The following is a 23,267-nucleotide window of genomic DNA, read 5'->3' as shown; positions in this document are numbered from 1 at the left end:
CTCGCCATGTGCGCCGACTGGCGGCTTAACGTCCAGTGCGGCGGCCGATAGGTCACTCGCCCGGTCACGCCGCCAGCACACCTGGCGGACGGCGTCGCGGCCGAGCTGCCGGCAGCGTCGCCGTACGGTTCCGACCCTAGCTGAGCTGTGACGGACATCCCCGGCGGGGTCTTTGTTTCACCCCCGTGTCCCCTGTCACACGAAACGGCAACGACCCCGCCCGAGATCGCGACGAGCTCGGGGCGGACGGCCCGGGAAAGGGTGATCGCCGCGTCCCGGACGGGTCGCGGCGATCACGGGTGGAGCGGGTCAGACGGTGAGCATCTCGGCGGTCACGGCCGCTTCGGTGTCGGGGATGCCGAGGTCGCGGGCGCGCTTGTCGGCCAGGGCGAGCAGACGCCTTATGCGGCCGGCGATGGCGTCCTTGGTCAGCGGCGGGTCGGCCAGCGCGCCCAGCTCCTCCAGCGAGGCCTGGCGGTGCTCCAGCCGCAGGCGGCCGGCGCTGGTCAGGTGGCCGGGGGCGTCGTCGGCCAGGATCTCCAGGGCGCGGGTGACCCGGGCCGCCGCGGCGACCGCCGCCCGCGCCGAGCGGCGCAGGTTGGCGTCGTCGAAGTTGGCCAGCCGGTTGGCGGTGGCGCGGACCTCGCGGCGCACCCGCCGCTCCTCCCAGGCCAGCACGCTGGAGTGCGCGCCGATGCGGGTGAGCAGGGCGGCGATGGCGTCGCCGTCCTTGACCACGACCCGGTCGACGCCGCGCACCTCACGGGCCTTGGCGGTGATGCCGAGCCGGCGGGCCGCGCCGACCAGCGCCAGCGCCGACTCCGGGCCCGGGCAGGTGATCTCCAGGGCGCAGGAGCGGCCTGGCTCGGTCAGCGAGCCGTGCGCCAGGAAGGCGCCCCGCCAGGCGGCCACGGCGCAGCACACGCTCGCCGAGACCACATTCGGCGGCAGGCCCCGCACCGGCCGCCCGCGCACGTCCAGCAGGCCGGTCTGGCGCGCGAGCGCCTCGCCGTCCTTGACGATGCGCACGATGTAGTGGCTGCCCTTGCGCAGCCCGCCCGACGCGAGGATGTGTACCTCGCTCGGGTATCCGAACAGGTCGGCGATGGTGGAGCGCAGCCGCCGGGCCACCGCGCCGGTGTCCAGCTCCGCTTCCACCACCACGCGGCCCGAGACGATGTGCAGCCCGCCCGCGAAGCGCAGCAGGGCCGCCATCTCCGCGCGCCGGCAGCACGGCTTGGGCACGTCGACCCGGCTGAGCTCGTCTTTGACCGCAGCGGTCATCGCCATCGTGTCGTCACCTCGGGGCCGGTCGCGGCTGTGATTGCCTAATTGTGTCGTGCGCTTTGTCGTACGTGCTTAACGAGCGGTGCCCAAGAGTGGCACCAGTGCGCGGCCCAATCGGACCGGATCGTGTCGCGCGGTGCCGTCCTGGACGGCCACCGGAGCGATCGCGATGCGAGCACCGAGTGATTCTGCCGCATTCGCGACCGGTTCGGGGTCTCCCACGGCATTCCTGTCGACCAGAACAATATCGACCTTGAGGTCCGGGAGGTACCGACCCAGTGCGTCCAGGTGGTCGGGCAGCGACAGGCCGACCGTCTCCCGGTCCGCAGCAAGGTTCAGGGTGACCAACCGCCGCGCGGCGCTCCGCGTGACGGCAGCTGCCAACTGTGGCACCAGCAGATGCGGGATGACGCTGGTGTACCAGCTGCCCGGCCCGAAGACCAGCCAGTCCGCGTCGGCGATCGCCGCCAGGGCCTGCGGGCAGGCGTCCGGCTCCGGCGGCTCCAGCCGCACCTGGAGCACCCGTCCCTGGGCGACCGCGACCTGGTGCTGGCCGCGCACGGTGATCCGGCGGCCGCCGACGTCCAGGTCGGCCTCGATGCCCAGCGGGCGGTTGGACATGGGCAGCACCCGGCCCACCGCGCGCAGCATCGCGCCGACCTGGTCCAGCGCCGCGACCGGGTCGCCGAGCTGCTCCATCAGGCCGCACAGCACCACGTTGCCGACCGGGTGCCCGGTCAGCTCGTCGTCGCCGGAGAAGCGGTACTGCATCAGCCGCGCGGTGCGGTCGCTCAGCTCGTCGTCACCCGCCAGGGCGGCCAGCGCCTGACGCAGGTCACCCGGAGGGAGTACGTCCCGGCCCGCCCGGATGCGCCCGCTGGAGCCCCCGTCGTCGGCCACGGTGACCACTGCGGTGATCTCCAGGGGCAGCCCGGTCGCGCGCAGCGCGCGCAGACTCGCGCTCAGCCCGTGCCCACCGCCGAACGCCACCACCCGGATCCGGTCGCCGCCTGCCTGCGGCGCGTACCCGATGCTCGTCGGCGGCCTCATTCGCGTCCCAGGTCACGGTGCTGGGCATGGGCGACCACGCGCAGCTCACGCAGGCGTTTGGCCAGCTCCTCGGCGATGGCGACACTGCGGTGCTTGCCGCCGGTGCAGCCGACGGCCACGGTCAGGTAGCGCTTGCCCTCGCGCTCGAAGCCGGGCGCGGTCGCGGTCACCAGCCGGGCGTACGTCTCCACGAACGTGTTCGCCCCGCGCTGGCCCAGCACGTACCGGCTCACGCCCTCGTCGCGACCGGTGTGCTCGCGCAGCTCGGGCACCCAGTACGGGTTGGGCAGGAAGCGGGCGTCGAGCACGAAGTCGGCGTCCGGGGGCAGCCCGTACTTGAAGCCGAAGGACAGCACGGTGACCCGCAGCCGCAGCGCCTCGGGGCTGGCGAACAGCTCCTCGACCCGGGCACGCAGCTGGTTCACGTTCAGGTGGGACGTGTCGATCAGCACGTCGGCCTGCTCGCGGGCCTCGGCCAGCAGCGAGCGCTCGGCGGCGATGCCGTCGGACAGCCGGCCGTCGCCCTGCAGCGGGTGCGAGCGGCGTACGCTCTCGAACCGCCGGATCAGCACCTCGTCGTCGGCGTCGACGAAGACCACGCGCGGCGAGAAGCCCTTCTCGCGCAGGTCGCGGATGGCGCCGGCGAGGTCGGTGGAGAAGACGCGGCTGCGCACGTCGAGCACCATCGCGGTGTGCCGGGCCGCGCCGCCCGCCTTGGCGGCCAGCTCGGCCAGTTGCACCAGCAGCGCCTGGGGCAGGTTGTCGACGACGTAGTAGCCGACGTTCTCCAGAGCCCGGGCCACGGTGCTGCGGCCGCCGCCGGACACGCCGGTGACCACCACCAGGTTCGTGGCCGGACCCTCGCCGGACTCCTCCGCGACCGTCCTGGGCTCGCCCTGCTGCTCGTCACGTTCGCCCGGCGTGCTGCGCCTGGCCGGTATGTCCACGCTCACGTGCGCCCCCACTGCTGTCGTCGCCGCCTGCCGGAGCGGCCGCCCGCGACGGCCACCAGGTCCAGCGAACCTCGGGTGGCGGGCGGGCACGTTGCCGCCGGATGCCGGCAACGAGAAAACATCCTAGCCAGGCGTGCCCGGCTCCTCCGCTGTGGCCAGCGTCGCACCCCGGACAGGTGCGGCCTGCGGCTGCGTCACCGGGGCGGCCGACGGCTCGCCCGGCTGCGGCTGATCCGAGGTCGGCGGCGTGCCGGACGGGGCCGTCTCCGCCGCCCCGCTCTCCGGCACCGCCGTCTGCGGCGGCACGCCGAGGGCGGTGAGCACCGCCACGGCGGTGCGCGGGCCGATGCCGGGCACCTCGGCGATCTCCTCCACACTGGCCGCCGACAGCCGCTTCAGCGAGCCGAAGTGGCGCAGCAGCGCCTTGCGCCGGATGTCGCCCAGGCCCGGCACGCTGTCGAGGTCGGAGGCGGTCATCCGGGCGGAGCGCCGCTCGCGGTGGAAGCGGATGGCGAAGCGGTGCGCCTCGTCGCGTACCCGCTGCAGCAGGTACAGACCCTCGGCGGTACGGGGCAGGATGATCGGCATCGAGTCGTCGGGCAGCCAGACCTCCTCCAGCCGCTTGGCCAGCCCGCACACCGCCACGTCGGTGACGCCGAGCTCGGTGAGCACCGCGGCCGCGGCGTTGACCTGCGGCGCGCCGCCGTCGACCACGACCAGCTGCGGCGGGTACGCGAACCGCCGGGGCCGACCAGCGGCGGCCTCCTCGGTCGGGTCCGCCGGGCCCTCCGCGAGATGGCGGGCGAACCGCCGCCGCATCACCTCGCTGATCGCCGACACGTCGTCGGTGGCGCCCTTGATGATGAACCGCCGGTAGTCGGCCTTCTTCGGCACGCCGTCCTCGAAGACAACCATGCTCGACACCACGTCGGTGCCCTGGATCTGCGAGATGTCGAAGCACTCGATCCGCAGCGGGGCCGCCGCCAGCCCAAGCGCGTCCTCGATCTCCTCGAGGGCCTTGCTGCGGGCGGTCAGGTCACCGGCCCGGCGCAGCTTGTGCTGGGCGAGCGCCTGCAGGGCGTTGCGCGCGACGGTCTCCATCAGGGTCTTCTTGTCGCCGCGCTGCGGCACCCGCAGGCTCACCCGCGAGCCCCGGTGCTGCGACAGCCACTCGGTCAGCGCGTCGGCGTCGGCGGGCAGCTCGGGCACGAGCAGCTCGCGCGGCACTTCGGACTCGCCGGTCTCGCCGCCGTAGATCTGGGTGCAGAAGTGGTGCACGAGGTCGCCGATGCTCAGCTCCTCGGTCTTGTCCACGATCCAGCCGCGCTGGCCGCGCACCCGCCCGTCCCGGACGTGGAAGACCTGCACCGCGGCTTCGAGGGGGTCGTCGGCGAAGGCGACCACGTCGGCGTCGGTGCCGTCGGACAGCACGATCGACTGCTTCTCCATGGCCCGGCGCAGCGCCACCAGGTCGTCGCGCAGCCGCGCGGCGCGCTCGTACTCCATCGCGGCCGACGCCTCCTGCATCTCCTTCTCCAGGCGGCGCTGCATGTTCTCGGTGCGCCCGGCCATGAAGTCGCAGAAGTCCTCGACGATGCCGCGGTGCTCGGCCGCACTGACCCGGCCGACGCACGGGGCCGAGCACTTGCCGATGTCGCCGAGCAGGCACGGCCGGCCGATCTGGCCCGCCCGCTTGAACACGCCCGCCGAGCAGGTGCGCGCCGGGAAGATGCGCAGCAGCAGGTCGAGGGTCTCCCGGATGGCCCAGGCGTGCGAGTAGGGCCCGAAGTAGCGCACGCCCTTGCGCTTGGCCCCGCGCATCACCAGCAGCCGCGGATACTCCTCGTCGAGGGTGACCGCGAGGTACGGGTACGACTTGTCGTCGCGGTACTTCACGTTGAAGCGGGGGTCGTACTCCTTGATCCAGGAATACTCCAGCTGCAGCGCCTCGACCTCGGTCCCGACGACGACCCAGTCCACCCCGGCCGCGGTGGTGACCATCTGCTGGGTGCGCTGGTGCAGCGTCCACGGGTCGGCGAAGTAGGAGTTCAGGCGGCTGCGCAGGCTCTTGGCCTTGCCCACGTAGATGATCCGGCCCTGGTCGTCGCGGAACCGGTACACACCGGGCGCGTCGGGAATCGTGCCCGGCGCGGGCCGGTACTGGGACGGATCAGCCACGTCGCCAAGCCTAGACGATCAGTCCGACAGCACTCCGGGCCGCGATCGGCCACCGGCCCGCGGCCCCGGGGCCCGGATCCACATGGGACCCGGGAGCCCGGCCCGGCGCGCGCTCAGGCGAGCTTGATCTCGCCGTTCTCGACCTTGATCTCTTTCTTGTCCAGCGCGCGCGGTGCCGGCGGGTTCAGCACCGAGCCGTCGGTGATCGAGAACTCGCTGAAGTGGCACTGGCACTTGATCTTCCCGGCCTCGACCTGGCTCACCGGGCAGGCCTGGTGCGTGCAGATGTTGCTGAACCCCACGTACTGCCCCGCGGTCGGCTGGGTCACCACGACGCCCTGCTCCTTGAAGATCACCCCACCGCCGACCGGGATGTCCGCCGCCTTGCCCAGCACGGTGCCCGCGGCGACCGTCTCGCCGGTCGCGCCCGGGGTCGTCGCCCCGTCGGTCGGCGTGGTCGCGGGAGCCTCGGAGCCGCAGGCGGCGAGCAGAGCGCCGGCGCCGACGGCGCCCGCGGAGGCCAGCAGGACGCGGCGCGAGGTCGCGCCGGACGTCGTCACGTCACTCATGGGGGGCCTTCCTAGGTGAGAGTTTCTCTGGATCAACCTAGCGGCCCGTTCTGAAATTTAGCTGCGAGATCAATCATTTTTCTTCACCGCACAGCGCACAAGATCGCTGTTTCGGGTCGAAAAGCGAGGTCAGAGCTCACTTTTCGACCCGAAACAGCGATCTTGAAGACGGCCGCCAGGAGGCGACAGCGGGTGTCAGGCGACGGCGGCCTTGGTGCGGGCCTTGCGGGCGCGGGGCGGGGTCACCGGGGCCGGGGCGGGGGTCTTGGCGAGCATAGGGGCCAGGAACTGGCCGGTGTAGCTCTCGGCGACGGCCGCGAGCTGCTCCGGAGTGCCGGTCGCGAGCACGCTGCCGCCGCGGTGGCCGCCCTCGGGACCCATGTCGATCAGGTGGTCCGCGGACTTGATCACATCGAGGTTGTGCTCGATGACGATCACCGTGTTGCCCTTGTCGACCAGCCCCTGCAGCACCAGCAGCAGCTTGCGGATGTCCTCGAAGTGCAGGCCGGTGGTCGGCTCGTCGAGCACGTACACGGTGCGGCCGGTGGAGCGCTTCTGCAGCTCGGAGGCGAGCTTCACACGCTGCGCCTCACCGCCGGACAGGGTGGGCGCGCTCTGCCCCAGCCGTACGTAGCCCAGACCGACGTCGACCAGCGTCTTGAGGTGGCGGTGGATCGCGGGGATGGCCTCGAAGAACTCGGCCCCCTCCTCGATCGGCATCTCCAGGATCTCGGCGATCGTCTTGCCCTTGTAGTGCACCTCCAGGGTCTCCCGGTTGTACCGGGCGCCCTTGCACACCTCGCACGGCACGTACACGTCGGGCAGGAAGTTCATCTCGATCTTGATGGTGCCGTCGCCCGCGCAGTTCTCGCAGCGCCCGCCCTTGACGTTGAACGAGAAGCGCCCCGGCCCGTAGCCGCGCACCTTCGCCTCGGTCGTCTCCGCGAACAGCTTGCGGATGTTGTCGAACACGCCGGTGTAGGTGGCCGGGTTCGAGCGCGGGGTGCGCCCGATCGGCGACTGGTCGACGCCGACGACCTTGTCCACGTGCTCCAGGCCGGTGACCCGGGTGTGCCGGCCCGGCACCATCCGCGCCCCGTTGATCTGGTTCGCCAGCACGGTGTACAGGATGTCGTTGACCAGCGTCGACTTGCCCGACCCGGACACCCCGGTGACCGCGATGAACTGCCCCAGCGGGAACGCCACCGACACGTTGCGCAGGTTGTGCTCCCGCGCCCCGACCACGGTCAGCTCCCGCCCCGGGGTCGCCGGCCGGCGGTGCTGCGGCGTCGCGATCTGCTTGCGGCCCGACAGGTACGCCCCCGTCACCGACTCCTCGTTGACCAGCAGCTTGTCGTACGTGCCGCTGTGCACGATGCGGCCGCCGTGCTCGCCCGCGCCCGGACCGATGTCCACCACCCAGTCGGCGGTGCGGATGGTGTCCTCGTCGTGCTCCACCACGATCAGCGTGTTGCCCAGGTCGCGCAGCCGGACCAGGGTCTCGATGAGCCGGTGGTTGTCCCGCTGGTGCAGGCCGATCGACGGCTCGTCCAGCACGTACAGCACGCCGACCAGGCCGGAGCCGATCTGCGTGGCCAGCCGGATGCGCTGGGCCTCACCGCCGGACAGCGAGCCCGACGGCCGGTTCAGCGACAGGTAGTCCAGGCCGACGTCGACCAGGAAGCGCAGCCGCGCGTTGATCTCCTTGAGCACCCGCTCGGCGATGAAGCGCTGCCGGTCGTCGAGCTCCAGCCCGGCGAGCACCACCGCGGCCTCGCCCACCGACAGCGCGCACAGCTCGGCGATGTTGCGCCCGTCCAGGGTGACGGCCAGCACCTCGGGCTTGAGCCGGGTGCCCGCGCAGACCGAGCACGGCACCTCGCGCATGTAGCCCTCGTACTTCTCCCGCGACCACTCGCTCTCGGTGTCCGAGTGGCGGCGCTCCAGCCACGGGATGACACCCTCGAAGCCGGAGTAGTACGAGCGCTCGCGGCCGTACTTGTTGCGGTAGCGCACGTGCACCTGGTTCTCCGCGCCGTGCAGCACCAGCTTCTGCGCCCGCGCCGAGATGGCCCGCCACGGGGTGTCCATGTCGAAGCCGTTCTCCTCGCCGAGCGCCTCCAGCAGGCGGGAGAAGTACTCCTGGGTCTGCCCGCCCGCCCAGGGGGAGATCGCGCCCCCGCCGAGGCTCTTCTCCGGGTCCGGGATGATCAGCTCCGGGTCGACCTCCTTCTTGGTGCCCAGGCCGGTGCACTCCGGGCACGCGCCGTAGGGCGAGTTGAAGGAGAAGACCCGCGGCTCCAGGTCCTCGATGCCGAGCTGGTGCTCGTTGGGGCAGGCCAGGTTCTCGGAGAACTTGCGCTCGCGGTGCTCGTCGTCCTCGGGCAGGTCCACGAAGTCCATGATCACGATGCCGCCGGCCAGGCCGAGCGCGGTCTCCACCGAGTCGGTGAGGCGCTGCTTCGAGCTCTCCTTGACGGCGAGGCGGTCGACGACCACCTCGATGTCGTGCTTCTTCTGCTTGGCCAGCTTGGGCACCTCGTCGAGCGGGTGCACCACGCCGTCGACCCGCACCCGGGCAAAGCCCTTGCTCTGCAGGTCGGAGAAGAGGTCGAGGTATTCACCCTTGCGGCCGCGGATCACCGGCGCGAGCACCTGGAAGCGGGTGCCCTCGGCCATGGCCAGGACCCGATCCACGATCTGCTGCGGGCTCTGCCCGCTGATCAGGTGACCGCAGACGGGGCAGTGCGGCTGGCCCACCCGGGCGAAGAGCAGGCGGAGGTAGTCGTACACCTCGGTGATGGTGCCCACGGTCGAGCGCGGGTTGCGCGAGGTCGACTTCTGGTCGATGGAGACCGCGGGGCTCAGGCCCTCGATGAAGTCGACGTCGGGCTTGTCCATCTGGCCCAGGAACTGCCGGGCGTACGAGGACAGCGACTCGACGTAACGCCGCTGGCCCTCCGCGAAGATCGTGTCGAAGGCGAGGCTCGACTTGCCCGAGCCGCTCAGCCCGGTGAACACGATCATCTTCTCGCGCGGCAGGTCCAGGCTCACGTCGCGCAGGTTGTGCTCGCGCGCCCCACGGATGATCAGTCGGTCGCTCACAGCAGGCTCTCCCCACACGGTCTTTCGGCGATGTCTTCAGGGCGGTCCGCCACGGCGAAGCCCCAGCTCAAAGGCATGGGTCAGCAGCACGACACGCTCGGCCCGCAGTGCAGTCGCGTGCCGTGGGCAACTCTAGCCCCGGCCTCCGACATTCTTGTTTCGCGCCACGAACACACGTGCTAACCCGGCGATTCGCGTGGTGCGCGTCACCCCTGGCCGTCGCCGTCGCCTCGCGTTCAGCCCGCCGACGGCCGGCGGGGCAGATCACCCGTGAGGGTGAACAGCGCGGCCTCACCACGCGATTCCCGACCCGAGACAGAGCGCCATGACCGCAGGCCGACGCCGCCCCCCGAGGCGGGAAGGCAGCAGGGCAAGCCCGGGTCACTCCCAGGGCAGCCGGTGCAGGGTCAGCTCGACGGTGCGCAGCAGCCGCTCACGGTCCGCGCCGCCCGCGGCCTCGACCGCCAGCCCGGAGGACAGCGCGAAGATGTAGCCCGCCGCCGCGCGCGGATCGACCGTGTCCGGCAGGTCACCCTCGGCGCGTGCCCGCTCCAGCCGCGCGACCAGGAACTGCTCGCCCCGCTCACGCCGCCCGGCCAGCTCGGCCCGGATGGACGCCGCGCCGTCACCGGCGGCCAGCGCGCCGTGCACCAGCAGGCAGCCCGGCGGGGTGTCCGGGCCGGTGGTGGCCCGAGCCACGCCCTCCAGCCAGTGCCGGATCACCTGGCGCACGGTCGGTTCCTGGATCGCGTCGCGGGCGTAGGTGAAGACCGAGTCCTCGTAGCGGTCGAGAACCTGCGTGAACAGCCCGGCCTTGGAGCCGAACGCGGCGTACACACTGCCCGGCTTGAGCCCGGTGGCCGCGCTCAGGTCGGCCATCGTGGCGCCCTCGTAGCCCTTCGCCCAGAACACGTCGAGCGCGCAGCCCAGCACCCGGTCCAGGTCGAACTCGCGCGGCCTGCCCATCGCCATCGCGCACCTCCCCGCATTTCTTGAGTGCATGTTCAATATATCACGTTGCCGATCGCCCGCCGGAATGAGATGTTGAATGAGCACTCAAGAATTCGAGCGAAGGAGCGGACGATGACTCAGCAGCTGAACGGCAAGGTGGCCCTGGTGACCGGCGGATCGCGCGGCATCGGCGCGGGGATCGCCCGACGCCTGGCCCGCGAGGGTGCCACCGTGGCGGTGACCTACCAGTCCTCGGCCGACGCGGCCGCAACACTGGTCAAGGAGATCGAGGCCGAAGGCGGCACGGCGTACGCGGTCCGGGCGGACTCGGCCGACCGGGACGCGGTCCGCGGCGTGGTCGACGAGGTCGCGCAGCGGTCCGGGCGGCTCGACATCCTGGTCAACAACGCCGGCGTCGCCGGGTTCGGGCCGATCGGCGAGTTGACCGACGAGGTGTTCGACCAGACCGTGGGGATCAACCTGCATGCCGTGTTCCACGCCAGCCAGGCGGCTCTGCGCCACCTCGGCGAGGGCGGCCGGATCATCACCATCGGCAGCGTCAACGCCGACCGCATGCCGTTCCCCGGCGGCAGCCTCTACGCGCTGACCAAGGCCGGGGTCGCGGGCTTCACCCGGGGCCTGGCCCGCGAGGTCGGCCCGCGTGGCATCACCGTCAACACGGTGCAGCCCGGCCCGGTCGACACCGACATGAACCCGGCCGACGGCCCCATGTCCGGCGCCCTGCTGCCCGCGCTCGCGGTCGGCCGCTACGGCACCGCCGACGAGGTCGCAGGCGCGGTCGCCTACCTCGCCGGCCCCGAAGCCGCCTACATCACCGGTGCCACCCTGGACGTCGACGGCGGCTTCCTCGCCTGACCCGCGCCATCGCGATCAGGGATGATCGCTGTTTCGTGTCACGATCTGCAGCCTGACCACACGAAGTGACACGAAACAGCGATCTTCCCCCGCAACCGACCAGCCGGCCGGGCCGACCGGGAGCCGGGGCGAAATACGGGTGTGCGGAGGCCACTGGCAGCGCATACCATTCGCGATCGTGACGGATCTGATCGACTCGCAGCTCAACGGCCGGCCCGAGACCGGGCCGGGGCAGCTCGACTGCGTGGTCTGCGGTCACGTGCCGGCTGCCCAGGTGAGCTTCTACCGACACCTCGGCCTGGTGCTGTACGTGCGCTTCACCCGGATCGAGGGCCCGTTCTGCCGCGACTGCGGGCTGGCCAGGATGCGCGACGCCACCGCCGAGACGATCATCAGCGGGCTGTGGAGCCCGGTCTCGGTCGTGCTCGCGCCGCTGGCGATCGTCCGCAACCTGCTCGGCCGCCGCACCGTGCTCGCCCTGGACAAGCCGGTCCCCCGCCCGGGACAACCCGAGTCCAACCTGGCACCGCTGCCGCCGACCCGCCCGGTGTTCCGCCGGTTCAAGGCCTGGTTGGCGCCCGCCGTCCTGGCCGGCGTGATCGCGGTCGTGACGCTTGCCGACCTCCCGTCGGCGGAGAAGCTGGACGTGGTGGGCGGCTGCGTCAAGTTCGACAACATCCTGCACGCCGACACCGCGGACTTCGTCCGCTGCGACGACAAGCACGACGCCGTGATCACCAGCATCGAGAACAGCTGGCAGGACTGCGCCGACGGCTACGTCGAAAAGCTCTACCGCTACTACTGCCTCGCTCCGGCCGGAGGCGCGCCCGCGCTCGTCAACGTGCCCTGAGCTCGCGCAGCCTCCGCGAACCCGCACGATTCACCCCGCCGGTAGCTGCATTCTCCCCGAAAGTGCACGATACGACGGCTCGGTGGCAGCAGTCTCCCCGAAACTGCACGACCGCACGCGGTGGCGCGTGCGGTCGTGGCGGTTGGCACGGTCAGCGGGAGCGGTAGTTCCAGTGGGCGGGGCGACTGGCGGGACCGCCCCGGCCGGTGCGGCGGGCCCTGGCGCGGCGGGACTCGAACGCGAGCTCGCGTTGCAGCTTGCACCAGCTCTCCCAGCGGCGCGCGGTCAGTCCGCCGTCGGCCAGCTCCGCCCGTACGGCGCAGCCCGGCTCGCTGTCGTGCGCGCAGTCCTGGAAGCGGCACCGCTCGATCAGCGCGACGATGTCGGCGAAGGTGCGGTCGAGGCCCTGTTCGCCGTCGAGCAGGCCGACCGCGCGGATGCCGGGGGTGTCCAGCACCGCTCCGCCGCCGGGCACCGGCACCAGCGCGCGGTACGTGGTGGTGTGCCGGCCCTTGCCGTCGACCCGGCGGATGGCCTGGGTCTGCATCACGGTCGCCCCGATCAGCGCGTTGACCAGGGTTGACTTGCCCGCGCCGGACGCGCCGACCAGGCCGAGGGTGCGGCCGTGGGCGACCAGGGGACGCAGCGCGTCCATGCCGGCGCCGGTTTCGGCGCTGACCGCGATCGCCTCCACGCCCGGAGCCAGCTCGGCCAGCTGGTCGGCCAGCGCCTGCGGGTCGGTGACCAGGTCGGCCTTGGTGATGATCAGCAGCGGCCGCGCGCCCGAGTCCCAGACGAGCGCGAGCAGGCGCTCGATGGTGGACGGCTCGGGCAGCGGGTCGGGTGAGGCGATCACCGCGGCGGTGTCGATGTTGGCGGCCAGCACCTGGCCGGTGGCGTCCTTGTCGGCGGTGCGGCGCACGATCGCACTGCGCCGCGGCAGCACCGCCTCGATGGTGGTGCGGTTGTCCGGCCAGTGGCGCAGCGCCACCCAGTCACCGGCGCACGGCAGCGCGACCGGGTCGGCCGCGGCCGCGATCATGGCGGGCCCGCCGAGGCCGGCGCGGGCGGTCCCGGTGCCGGTCAGCACCGTGCAGATGCCGCGGTCGGCGCGCACCACCCGGCCCGGCACATGGTCCGGCCGGTCGAACAGGGGGTACGCGGAAGCGAAGTGGTCGTCCCAGCCCAGGGACGACAGGGAGACTGTCATCTGATTCCTTGTCATGGATGCGCGAGTGAAACGGGGGTCACGCCATCCGGGATGGTGGCGTGCTGGATACCTCGACAGACATGGCGCCACCTCCCTCGAAGTCATCGTGGCGAGACGTCCTCACCTTCGCCATCACGGTACGCGGGCCGCTGGGGCCGGGCCACGTGATTTCAGCCGTACCCCGGCCGAGGGTCACTCGCCGGGCGGAGCGTCGATCGCCGTCGACCGCCCGGCGACCAGCAGGGTGCGGTACGCATAGTGGTAGTCGGCGCAGCCCGGCCGGTGGCACAGCCGGCAGCCGGCACCCGGCGCCGCGGGGTCGGGCAGGTGGTCACGGAGCATCCGCCGGTATCCCAGCGCCTGCTCGTCAGTGATGCGTCCAGTGTGCACGTCGCCTCCCGGCACGACCGTCACCAGGGCTCCCGGCTTCCACAGTGCACGCGCGAAATGCAACTTGCAACTCGGCACGCGAGCGAAGTTCCCGACGCGACCCGCCGGAGGTACCTTGCCGAGCCGATGGAGCGGCAGCAGACTGTCATCGCACTGTCGGCAAAGGAGGGTCGGGCGAAGGAGGATCATGGCCACCTCGGGCACCTCGCTGCGCCGCCGCCGCCTCGGCGTGGCACTGCGCGAGCTGCGTGAACGCGCGGGCATGACCCACCAGCAGGTCGGCCCCGCCCTCGACTGCTCACCCTCGAAACTGAGCCGGATCGAGAACGGCGAGGTCGGCGTACGCCGCAGCGACCTGCTGGTGCTGCTGGACCTGTACGGCCTCGACGACGCCGCCCAGCGCGACGAGCTGATCGAGCTGGCCCGCGAGTCCAAGCGCCGCGGCGGCTGGTGGCTCAAGTACGGCGAGGTGTCCAGCCCGTACCTGAAGCTGATCCAGCTGGAGTCGGAGGCCGACTCGATCCGCGGCACGGAGCTGATGTTCGTGCCGGGGCTGCTGCAGACCGAGGACTACGCCCGTGCCGTCATCCGGGCCACCCGGCCCCAGGACGGCCCGGACGAGGTCGAACGCCGGGTGCAGATCCGGCTGACCCGGCAGGAGCTGCTCAAGCAGGAGAAGCCACCGGAGTTCTGGACGGTGCTCGACGAGGCGGTGCTGCACCGCGCGGTCGGCAGCATGCCGGTGATGGCCGAGCAGCTGCGGGTGCTGGCCGCGGCCAACGAGCTGCCGCACATCACCGTGCAGATCATCCCCTTCGCCCACGGGGGCCACGAGGCGATGGCGGGGGCGTTCCGGATCCTGCGCTTCCCCGACCGCAGGGACCCGGACACCGTGTACCTGGAGGGCTTCGCCGGCGACATCTACCTCGACGACGCCTCCGAGGTGAGCCGCTGCAGCCTCGTTTTCGACCATCTCAGCGCGGCGGCGCTGAGCCCGCGCCTGTCCAGCCTCAGAATGCTGGAGATCGCGCAGGGTCTCACGGGGTGAGCCGAGTCAACGAGGAGTAGTCAGTTGTCATTGCACCAAGTCGATCTGTCGGACGCTGTGTGGCGCAAGAGCACGCGCAGCGGTGGTAATGGGGACTGCGTCGAGACGACCGCCCTGAGCGGGGCCGTCGCGGTGCGCGACTCCAAGGATCCGACCGGCCCGGTGCTGCTGTTCAGCGCCGCCGACTGGGGAACCTTCCTGTCCGGCGCCAAGGCGGGTGAGTTCGACCGCTGACCGGGCCCGGTCACCAGCCCTCGGGCCGGTAGGACCCGAACGTCCACTGATTGTCCTCGGAGTCGGCGGCGGTGTAGCTGCTGCCGCCGTACTCCTCCGTCTTCGGCGACGAGACGATCTCCGCACCGTTGGCGACCGCCCGGTCGTGGTGGGCCTGGACGTCGTCGACGATCACGTACAGCCAGGCGGGGCCGCCCGTGAACGGCGGCCGGCCGTCCTGCCCGTCGGTGATGGAGCTGACCATGACCATCCCGGTGCCGTGGGTCAGCTCGGCATGCGCGACCGTGCCCTCCGCGCCCGGCACCACCAGCAGCTCCCGGAACCCGAAGGCGTCCCGCAGGAACCGGATCGCGGCCACCGCGTCGCGGTAGCGCAGCGTGGGAATCACCGTTGCACCCGACATCACGACCTCCCACCAGCGACGCTACCTCCCCGCGTACGCCCGGCGGGCGGTCATTCGATGAGCAGGCTCAGGCGGCCGTCGGTCTGCTCGACGACCAGCAGGGTGCCCGGGGGCACGTTCTCCAGGACCTCCGGCGGCAGCTGCACGGTCCCGTCCGAGGCGACCACGGCGAACTCGCGGCCTTCCCGGCCCTCCGCGCCGACCCGGCCGTCGCGGATCGTCACCGCCCGGCCCAGGCGCGCGCCCACGTCCGGGTCGTGGGTGACCGCGACGATCGTGGTCCCCCGCTCGCGGTTGATCGTGTCCAGCGCGTCGAGCACCTCGTCGCGGGCCTCGCGGTCCAAACGGCTGGTGGGCTCGTCGATGAGCAGCAGGCCGGGCGACGCGGCGACGCCGACCGCGATGGCGACCCGCTGCGCGGCGCCCGGCGGCAGGTCGCGCACCCGGCGGTGACCCATGCCGACCAGCCCGAGCAGGGACAGGATGCGCTCCGGGCGCTCCACGTCGGCGGGGCGCACCTGCACCGCCCGGCGCTGGGCCAGCCAGATGTTGGACAGCACCGAGGCGTACGGCAGCAGGTTGCGCCGCGCGCCCTGCAGCACCACGCCCAGGTCGGTCCCCCGCATCCGGGCCAGCTCGGCGTCGCTGACCCGGCCGATGTCCACCGGCCCGATCCGCACCTGCCCGGCGCTGGGGCGCATCAGGCCCGACAGCAGCGCGATCAGCGTCGACTTGCCCGAACCCGACGGCCCGACGAGGGCGAGCTTCTCCCCCGCCGCGATGTCGAGGTCCACGCCGGACAGCGCGACCACGTCACCGCCCTCGGCCCGGTAGATGTGCAGCACCCGGCGGCACCGTACGGCCAGTCCCGTCATCGCTCCTCCTCCCTGCGCCGGCGCACCACGTGCGCCGCCGTCCAGCAGCCCGCCAGCAGCACCGCGACGGCGGCGGCCACCGGTCCCGCGACCGCGCCGGGCTCAGGGAGCACGGGCGGGGTGAACGTGGTGTCGCCGTCGGAGAAGACCGGCAGCACCGTCCGCGCCAGCGCCCAGGCCAGCGCCGCCGAGCCGAGTCCGGCGACGATCGCGGCCAGCGCCAGCGCGCACCGGCTGCCGGCCGAGACCAGCAGCAGGGTACGGGTGCGGATGCCCTGCTCGCCCAGCACCGACAGGCCGCTGTCGCCGCCCGGCCGCTCGAACATCGCCAGCGCGGGCAGGGCGACCGCGGCCAGCAGCACGGTCAGCGCGGCCACCGCGAGCGCGAACCACAGCCCGAGCCGGGGTGCGGCGCTGATCTGGGCGCGCCGCTGCGCCACGGTGTACTCGCCGGACACGGTCAGCCCGGCCCGGCGCAGCCGGTCCACGGCGTCCGCGGGCGCGTCGGCCGACAGCCAGACCTCCGGCTGCGTCAGCAAGGTCCCGCGGCCGAGCACGTACTCCGCGACGTCGAAGTCGACCAGGGCGCCCCGCGGGCCGAAGCGGGGCACCGCGCCGAGCGTGGCGACCGCCTGCACCGGCAGTTCCATCCCCCCGGTGGCGGTGAACAGGGTCGAGCGCAGCGGGCCGGCGACCGCGATCGGCAGCATGCCGGGCAGCGCGGCCACGGACAGGCGCATGTCGGCCACGACCGCGGAGTCGATCGAGATCCGCAGGCCCTCGGGCGTGCCCCGCAGCGCGGGGACCGGGCGGGCCGCGCTGGCCGGCGGCTGCGCCCAGCGGCTCACGTCACCCAGGGCGGCGGCGTCCAGCACCGTCGCGCCCGCGCCGTCGCGGATCGTGTGGATGGTGACGTCGTAGCGGCGCTGGTCGGGCCGCATGTTCTGGAGCTGGATCTCGTCCAGGCGGCACGGCTCCGGGTCGCAGAGCGAGGCGTCCAGCTCCACTTTCTGGAAGCCGGGGTGCACCCCGGACATGCGCAGGTCGTGCCGCAGCCCGCGGTCCGAGATCACGAGCAGTCGCAGTTGCAGCGAGAGCTGGGGGTCCGGGCTCTCCACGGTCACGTCGACGACCAGCTTCTTCGCCTTCACGATGATCGCCGTCGGCTCGGCGGGCCGCAGCAGGTTGGCCACCACGGCGGGGTCCTGGCCGGCGGTTTCGGGCCAGTTCGCCACCCGCGCCAGCCGGGAGGTGTCGGCGGCCACGATGTTCTGCAGCTGGTTGCTCTTGTACCGGGACACCGCCATCGCGAACTGCCCGTCCGGGTCGACCGCCGCCACGGCGGCGCGCAGCTGCACGGCCGACGCGCTCTCCACCACGGCCACCCGGGCCGCGCCGGTCTGCACCCGGGCCCGCTCGTCCCAGGCCCGCCCGGCCGTGTCGTACGCGGTCACCGCGAAGCCGAGCAGCCCGAACACGACCGTCACCAGCACCACCAGCCGCCCGGTGCCGGGCACCCGGGCCAGCGCGAACCCGGCCAGCCCGGTGCGCCAGCGCCCCCGCCGCAGCGCGGACCGCGCCACCCGTGCCGCCGCCACGGGCAGCAGGCGCGCCGCCAGCAGGCCGCAGGCCAGGCCGAGGCAGGCCGGTGCGAGCAGGCCGATGCCGCCCGCGTCGCCCGCGGCGGCGGCCTGGTAACCGGCGACGGCGGCGAGACTCGCCGCGCCGACCTCCAGCGCCGTCGCGAAGCGCCCCCGGCGCGGCGCGCCACTGCGCCGCAGCAACCCGAGCACCGGCGTACGCAGTGCGCCGACCTGGGCGAACACGCCCGCGAGCAGGGCCCCGAGCACCGCGAACGCGGCGTAGCGCAGCGACGCTCCGTCCCACTGCACGGTGCTGCCCGGTAGCACCACCCGGACCAGTGCCGCCGTTATCGCGTACCCGGCGAACAGGCCGGGCACCGCCGCGGCCAGCACCGGCACGGCGACCTCGGCGAACGGCAGCGCCCAGCGCAGCCGGCCGGGCGTGCCGCGCAGCGCGGCCAGGCCGAGCTCCTCGCGCCGCTGGTCGACCCCGGCGGCGACGGCCAGGAACAGCACGAACCAGCAGATCAGGATGAGCGGCACGGCGGCGATGGTGACGGTGTCGGCCAGCATCTGGTCACCCTGGTCGATGCGCTTGCTGAGGTCGGTCATCAGCGTGCTGCCGACGTATCCGCCCGCGGTGAGCTGCTGCTGTGCCTGCTCGATCAGCCCGGCCAGCGCGGCCGTGTCGGCGAACGCCGCGGGCTCGGACACCAGGTCGACGGTCCTGGTCGCCTGGCCCCCGAACGACTCCAGCGAGCGGTCGGTGGCGAAGAGCACGGGCTGCTCGACGCCCAGCAGCGTCACCCGGGCGCCCCAGTACGCGTCGCCGGCGTCCGGCCGCCGGTAGGTCCCGACGACGGTGAACCGCACCGGCTCCGGCGTGGCGATCGTGCTGAACATCAGCACGCCGCCGAGCCGGACGCCGAGCAGCTCCAGCGTGTCGTCGGGCAGCACCGCCTCCCGGTCGGCGACCGCGCACCGCCCGGCGGAGACGACCAGCACCCGGCACACCCCGGTGCGCGAGGCGAGCACGGCGTCGACGCGCTGGCTCCCGTCACCCGCGATGCCCTGCGCCTGGAGGCCGTACACGGTGCGCATGTGCTCGACGTAGGGCAGCGAGGCGGGGCGGCTCTCGGCAGTCTCGTCGGAGCTGGTCAGCTGTGATGCGCTGAGCACCCGTTCGGTCACCGGGGCCTGCGCGATCTGGTCGAGCCGCAGCGACTGCGCCGCCGCCACGTGGTAGATCGGGCCGCCCGCCGCGGCGGCGGTCGAGGCGAGGGTGAGCAGGAACGTGATCAGGGCAGCGGCCCGCCGCTCGCGGATCATCTCCCACAGCAGCGCGGTCATCGGCCCTCCTCCAGATCCAGCCCGGCGACCTTCGACAGCCGTGTGCCCACCACGAAGGCGGTGGCCGACAGCAGCAGCGCGGCCGCGGCCAGCACCGCGACCGGCAGCCCCGACCAGGCGGTCGGCCCGTCGGCCGCGGCAGCGCCGAGCAGCCCGCCCCCGGCGGCGGCCGCCGCGACGATCAGCACGTAGCCGCTGCGGGTCGCCCGGCCCACCGCCCGCTGCGGCAGCCCCTGCGTACGCAGCGCGGCCAGCTCCGCTCCGCGCCGCGGCGCGTCCACGGCCACCACCAGCGCCACCGCCACCATGACCAGCAGCACGGCGAGCAGTGCGGCCCCGAGCCGGAACCGCGAACCGGGCCCCTGGCCGACGGCGAGGCCGTGCTCGGCGCGCTGCACCGCGGTCTGCGCGGAGACGGGCACCAGGCCGGTGTCGCGCAGCCGGTCCAGGGCGTCGGCGGGCGCGTCCGGCGACAGCCACACCTGCAGGTCGGCGATGTTGTCGGTGCTGTCACCGACCCGGTCGGCGTACTCCAGGTCGACCAGCAGTCCCTGCGGACCGGCCCCGGGCAGCGCGGGCACGGCCGCGAGCACGTCGACCGGGCGGCGCAGCGGGCTGAGCATCTCGCCCCGCAGCACGGTGCGGTCGTGGGCCAGCCGGGCCTGCCCGGCCAGCACGGCGGGCATCGGCAGCGGCACGTCGGCGACCTGGACGCGCACCTCCGGGTCGGGGAAGCGCGGGTCGGCCGGTTCGTAGTCGACGGCCAGCCCGGCGGGCAGCGGCGTCAGCGAGACGCGCCCCTCCGCGCCGACCGTGGTCCGCCAGCGGGCCGGGTCCGTCATCGCGGCCGCGTCGGCGACCACCGCGTCCGGGCCGGCCTGGGCGATGCCGTGCAGCACCAGGCCGCCCGGGTCGTAGCGGAAGCTCAGCCAGGACAGCCGGCAGCCGTCACCGGACGCGCAGGCCGGCACGGCCAGCCGCACCGTCTGGCGGCCGCGTCCCGGGACCACGGCCGAGGTCGCGGTCACCGGCGCGCCGTCGGGCCCGTCGAGCACCGCGGTCAGCGGCTGGTCGACCTCCACGGTCGCCGGCGCGGTCAGGTCGAGCAGCAGCGTCGCGCCGGTGACCCGGACCGCGGGGTTGGCGGGTGGCCGCAGCGCCCGCGCGAGCTGGTCGGCGGTGACGTCGGCGGTGGCGGGCCAGTACGCGACGCGGGCCAGCCGGGAGGCGTCGACGGCGACGGTGGTGCCGGCCGAGGACTCCTGGCGGGCCACCGCCATCGCCCAGGCCCCCGCCGGATCGGCCTGGCGCACCTGGTGCAACAGCGCGGCCCGCGACGGCGCGCGGACCCGGACCACCTCGGCCGCGCCGAGCGCCAGCCGGGCCCGTTCGGTCTCGTCGGCCTGCAGGCCCTGCCAGCCGTACGCGGCGTGGCCGAGCAGTGCCATCACGATGACCACGAGGGCGACGAGCCGGTCCATGCCGGGGCGGCGCGCGGCGTACAGGGCGGCCAGCGCCGTGCCGGCCCGACCCGAGCGCAGTCCGGCGCGGCCGAGCAGCCCGGCCAGCGGGCGCACCGCGCGCGCGGCGACCAGCCCTGCCGCGACCAGCATCAGCACCGGCGCCGCCGCGGGCAGCACGTAACCGGCCAGGCCCAGCACCTCGTCGCCGTTGCGCAGCTGCAGCGCCGCGGCGACGGCGAGGACCACGACGACCACCACGGCGACGCCCCCGGCCGCGCCCCGGCGCGCGGGCACCTGGCGCAGCGCGTCCAGCACGCCGCCCCGCTGTGCCCGGACGTACGCGACCACCACGCTGACCAGCACGGCGAGGGTCAGCCCGACCGCCACCGCCAACGCGGTCACCGACAGCTCGACCGGCCCGGCCGCGTCCATGGCGGCCCACGCCAGCAGTTGCGCCAGCAGGCGGCCCAGCACCAGCCCGACCGGCAGCGCGAGCAGCACCGTCAGCACTCCCGGCCCGGCCGTCAGCGCGGCCCGGTGCCGGGCGGGCGCACCGCGCAGCGCGCCCAGCACCGTCTGGGTACGCCGGGCGGCCGCGGCGTGGCCGACCCCGAGCAGCAGCACCCACCAGGCGACCCCCAGCAGCAGTACGGCTCCGGTGACCACCGGCACGGCGACGGTGTCCCGGTCCGCGACGATCTGCGGCAGCAGCCGCGACAGCCCGCCGGTGACGGCGATGCCGCGGCCCGGCACGTCGCCGTCGCGCAGCGTACGGGCCAGGGCGTCGACGTCGGCGGGGCTCATCGCGGTGAGGTCGGCGACGTAGTCGAGGGTCGCCTGGAAGGTGTCCGCGCCGAGCGCCTGGAGGCTCTCCGGCACGGCGAAGATCGGGTTCTCGGCGCGCAGCGGCACCGGGGTCAGTTCGGCGCGGCCCGCCCAGTACGGGTCGGTGAGCGTGGCCGACGCGCCGTCCACGTCGTACACGCCGGTGACGCGCAGCGTCGCGGCCGGTGTGCTGGGCTGGACCTGGAATCCGAACGTGTCGCCCACCGCGAGCCCGAGCCGGGACGCGGTGGTCGCGGCGAGCGCCGCCTCGCCGGGCCCGGCCGGGCACGCCCCGGTCAGCGCGAGGTGCGCGCAGGCGTCGTCGCGGGCGGCGAGCAGCAATTCGACCGGCGCGCCCGGCTCGCGGGGGGTGACCGCGCCGCGGCGGTAGCCGCCCCGGATCTCGCGCACGCCCGGCCCGGCGGGCACCGTGGCGATCGAGCCGCGCAGCTCGGCCAGGGCCGCGGCGAAGCCGTTGCGGGAGGTCATCTCGACGGTGACGGTGAGGCTCACCTCGGCCGGGGTGGCGGTGTCGGCCGTCGCGGCCACGACATTGCGCGCGGCGGCGTCGGCGTACAGCGGCCCGGCCACGCCGACCGCCACCACCAGCGCGGCCAGCAGGCCCAACAGCAGCGTCTCGCCCAGCCGTTCCCGGATCGCGCTCAGTACCAGCCGAACCATTGCCAACCTCTGCCTGAACCCTTGGTGACAGACCGCCATGCCATAAGCGATCAAGGTTCGGCCCGCGGTTGACCCCGGCCGCCGTTTATGGCCGATCAGTCGGCGGCGGGTCAGCCGGACGGGTGACGGGTCAGCGTGCGGCGTCGAGCCGGTGGAGGTCGTAGCGGCGCATCAGCTCGACGATCCGATCGGCGTAGCGGGCCCCGCCCGGGTATCCGGCGGCCTGCAGTTCCCGTACGAACCGCTCCGGGTCGCCCGCGTGGGCCAGCGCCCTGGCATGCTGCGGCATCCCGGCCAGCAGCGCCGCGTGATCGGCGAACGAGCCCGCCTGGTCGCGGTAGGCCCGCAGCGAGCTACCGCCATAGCCGCGGCAGCCCAGCGCGACGGGCACCGCCTCCGCGTCGGCCCGCGGGTTCTCAGCGGCCCGCGGACTCGCGGCAGGCTGCGGACTCGCGGCAGGCTGCGGGCCGACAGCGGCCGGCGAATCCATGGCGGACGGCGGCGCGGCCTCGGCGGACGCGTTCGTGGCGGGCTGGGCGCAGGCGGTGTCGAAGTAGTTGTGGTCACGGCGGGCGGCCGTCGCCCGGCCCCAGTCCGAGGCGTGCACCGACTGGGCGACCAGCACCGAGGCGGGCACGCCCGACGCCTGGGCCGCGGCCCGCGCGGCGGCGGTCGCCTGCTCGACGAAGTCGCGCGACGAGGCGGGCGGCACCCGCACCGGGTCCTGGCCGCACCAGGGCAGCCACGGGCGCTGCGGCGACCAGCGCACGAACGCCTCGGCGACGTACCGTCCGCCGGTCAGCCGCAGCCACCCGGCCGACCCGGCGGCCTGCTCCCCGGTGGCCTGGCACTGCACGGCCAGCGCCTGCCCGTCGTCGACGGTGCCGAGCCGCGCGGCCCGGGTGCCCGCCTCGCGGCGCACGTTGAGCACCGAACCGCCGGTGGCGACCCGGGCGGTCACCGCGCCGGCGTCGCCGGAGCCACACCACGCCACCTCGGGCCGGGGCGTGGGCCAGGCCAGGAACGCGTCGGGCAGGTAGCGGTCCGCGCCCACGCGGACCCAGTGCGCCGACCGCCGCTCGGTGCCCGTGACCTGCTCACCCCACACCTTGCAGTGCACCGCGACCCGGGTGTCGTCGCCGAGCGAGGCCATGGCGCGCTTGTCGGTGGCGGGACCGGAGCGCACGCTCACCACACCGCCGTCGGTGTTGATCCGCGCGCTCGGCGCCGTCGGATCGGCGACCGCGGCCGAGAGCGCGCCGGGTGCCACCGACGCCGTCCCGACGGGCACACCGGTGGGCGGCGCGGCCGCCGCCAGCAGGGCCGGAAACGCGGTGAGCAGCAGGAATGGCGCGATCAAAGCGGTGCTCAGCACCCTACGCGGCG

At 73.6% G+C, this 23,267-nt stretch carries 18 protein-coding genes; 4 read left to right on the top strand and 14 right to left on the bottom strand.

Features of this window, described 5'->3' with window-relative positions; genetic code table 11:
* Window positions 1–309: 309 nt before the first annotated feature.
* The 7 genes from whiA to F9C41_RS12260 form a co-directional block, all read right to left on the bottom strand.
* On the bottom strand, window positions 310–1,290 hold the full coding sequence (gene whiA / locus F9C41_RS12290; RefSeq protein ID WP_155386798.1) for a DNA-binding protein WhiA: 981 nt from the start codon (window positions 1,288–1,290) through the stop codon (window positions 310–312).
* A gap of 69 nt (window positions 1,291–1,359) precedes the next feature.
* Window positions 1,360–2,337, bottom strand: a complete 978-nt coding sequence (locus F9C41_RS12285) for a gluconeogenesis factor YvcK family protein (protein ID WP_155386797.1) — start codon at window positions 2,335–2,337, stop codon at window positions 1,360–1,362.
* Window positions 2,334–3,182 carry an RNase adapter RapZ gene (gene rapZ / locus F9C41_RS12280; protein ID WP_120321355.1) on the bottom strand — a complete coding sequence of 283 codons (849 nt, stop codon included), beginning with the start codon at window positions 3,180–3,182 and terminating at the stop codon, window positions 2,334–2,336. Before rapZ ends, F9C41_RS12285 begins: the two co-directional genes overlap by 4 nt.
* A 231-nt stretch (window positions 3,183–3,413) precedes the next feature.
* Window positions 3,414–5,468, bottom strand: a complete 2,055-nt coding sequence (gene uvrC, locus F9C41_RS12275; RefSeq protein WP_155386796.1) for an excinuclease ABC subunit UvrC — start codon at window positions 5,466–5,468, stop codon at window positions 3,414–3,416.
* A 113-nt stretch (window positions 5,469–5,581) separates the two neighbouring features.
* A complete protein-coding gene (locus F9C41_RS12270; protein ID WP_155386795.1) occupies window positions 5,582–6,037 on the bottom strand; it encodes a Rieske (2Fe-2S) protein in 456 nt (151 codons plus the stop codon).
* Window positions 6,038–6,232: 195 nt separating this feature from the next.
* On the bottom strand, window positions 6,233–9,142 hold the full coding sequence (uvrA, locus tag F9C41_RS12265; RefSeq protein ID WP_155386794.1) for an excinuclease ABC subunit UvrA: 2,910 nt from the start codon (window positions 9,140–9,142) through the stop codon (window positions 6,233–6,235).
* Between the two features lie 381 nt (window positions 9,143–9,523).
* Window positions 9,524–10,114 (bottom strand): TetR/AcrR family transcriptional regulator, encoded by a 591-nt coding sequence (locus F9C41_RS12260; RefSeq protein WP_155386793.1) that lies wholly within the window; start codon window positions 10,112–10,114, stop codon window positions 9,524–9,526.
* A 111-nt stretch (window positions 10,115–10,225) separates the two neighbouring features.
* Between F9C41_RS12260 and F9C41_RS12255 the strand changes: the two genes are divergently transcribed.
* Together F9C41_RS12255 and F9C41_RS12250 are read left to right on the top strand one after the other, a co-directional pair.
* On the top strand, window positions 10,226–10,969 hold the full coding sequence (locus tag F9C41_RS12255; RefSeq protein WP_155386792.1) for a 3-oxoacyl-ACP reductase family protein: 744 nt from the start codon (window positions 10,226–10,228) through the stop codon (window positions 10,967–10,969).
* Window positions 10,970–11,147: 178 nt separating this feature from the next.
* Complete coding sequence (locus tag F9C41_RS12250) at window positions 11,148–11,819, top strand: hypothetical protein (RefSeq protein ID WP_155386791.1); 672 nt, start codon at window positions 11,148–11,150, stop codon at window positions 11,817–11,819.
* Window positions 11,820–11,970: 151 nt separating this feature from the next.
* Here the strand turns inward: F9C41_RS12250 and rsgA are convergent, their stop codons facing one another.
* The gene (gene rsgA / locus F9C41_RS12245) at window positions 11,971–13,029 is read right to left on the bottom strand and encodes a ribosome small subunit-dependent GTPase A (RefSeq protein WP_155386790.1); all 1,059 of its coding nucleotides are present in this window, start codon (window positions 13,027–13,029) and stop codon (window positions 11,971–11,973) included.
* A gap of 192 nt (window positions 13,030–13,221) precedes the next feature.
* A complete protein-coding gene (locus tag F9C41_RS12240; protein WP_155386789.1) occupies window positions 13,222–13,419 on the bottom strand; it encodes a hypothetical protein in 198 nt (65 codons plus the stop codon).
* A gap of 187 nt (window positions 13,420–13,606) precedes the next feature.
* Here F9C41_RS12240 and F9C41_RS12235 point away from each other — a divergent pair, with 187 nt between their 5' ends.
* Window positions 13,607–14,467 (top strand): helix-turn-helix domain-containing protein, encoded by an 861-nt coding sequence (locus F9C41_RS12235; RefSeq protein WP_155386788.1) that lies wholly within the window; start codon window positions 13,607–13,609, stop codon window positions 14,465–14,467.
* A 24-nt stretch (window positions 14,468–14,491) separates the two neighbouring features.
* Entirely contained in the window at window positions 14,492–14,701 is a 210-nt protein-coding gene (locus F9C41_RS12230; protein WP_407924686.1) for a DUF397 domain-containing protein, read from the top strand.
* Between the two features lie 10 nt (window positions 14,702–14,711).
* Here the strand turns inward: F9C41_RS12230 and F9C41_RS12225 are convergent, their stop codons facing one another.
* The 5 genes from F9C41_RS12225 to F9C41_RS12205 form a co-directional block, all read right to left on the bottom strand.
* Complete coding sequence (locus F9C41_RS12225) at window positions 14,712–15,104, bottom strand: VOC family protein (RefSeq protein ID WP_155386787.1); 393 nt, start codon at window positions 15,102–15,104, stop codon at window positions 14,712–14,714.
* Between the two features lie 50 nt (window positions 15,105–15,154).
* Window positions 15,155–15,979, bottom strand: a complete 825-nt coding sequence (locus F9C41_RS12220) for an ABC transporter ATP-binding protein (RefSeq protein WP_155386786.1) — start codon at window positions 15,977–15,979, stop codon at window positions 15,155–15,157.
* The gene (locus F9C41_RS12215; protein WP_155386785.1) at window positions 15,976–18,912 is read right to left on the bottom strand and encodes an FtsX-like permease family protein; all 2,937 of its coding nucleotides are present in this window, start codon (window positions 18,910–18,912) and stop codon (window positions 15,976–15,978) included. Before F9C41_RS12215 ends, F9C41_RS12220 begins: the two co-directional genes overlap by 4 nt.
* Window positions 18,909–21,881, bottom strand: coding sequence for a hypothetical protein (locus tag F9C41_RS12210; RefSeq protein ID WP_155386784.1), 2,973 nt, complete (start codon window positions 21,879–21,881; stop codon window positions 18,909–18,911). The genes F9C41_RS12215 and F9C41_RS12210 overlap by 4 nt, the downstream gene beginning before the upstream one ends.
* 130 nt (window positions 21,882–22,011) lie before the next feature.
* Window positions 22,012–23,241, bottom strand: a complete 1,230-nt coding sequence (locus F9C41_RS12205) for a glucosaminidase domain-containing protein (protein ID WP_196279724.1) — start codon at window positions 23,239–23,241, stop codon at window positions 22,012–22,014.
* Window positions 23,242–23,267: the final 26 nt, after the last annotated feature.

The sequence above is a fragment of the Catellatospora paridis genome, from assembly GCF_009720365.1.
Lineage (GTDB): Bacteria > Actinomycetota > Actinomycetes > Mycobacteriales > Micromonosporaceae > Catellatospora > Catellatospora paridis.
This window is presented reverse-complemented; position numbering and strand designations above follow the sequence as displayed.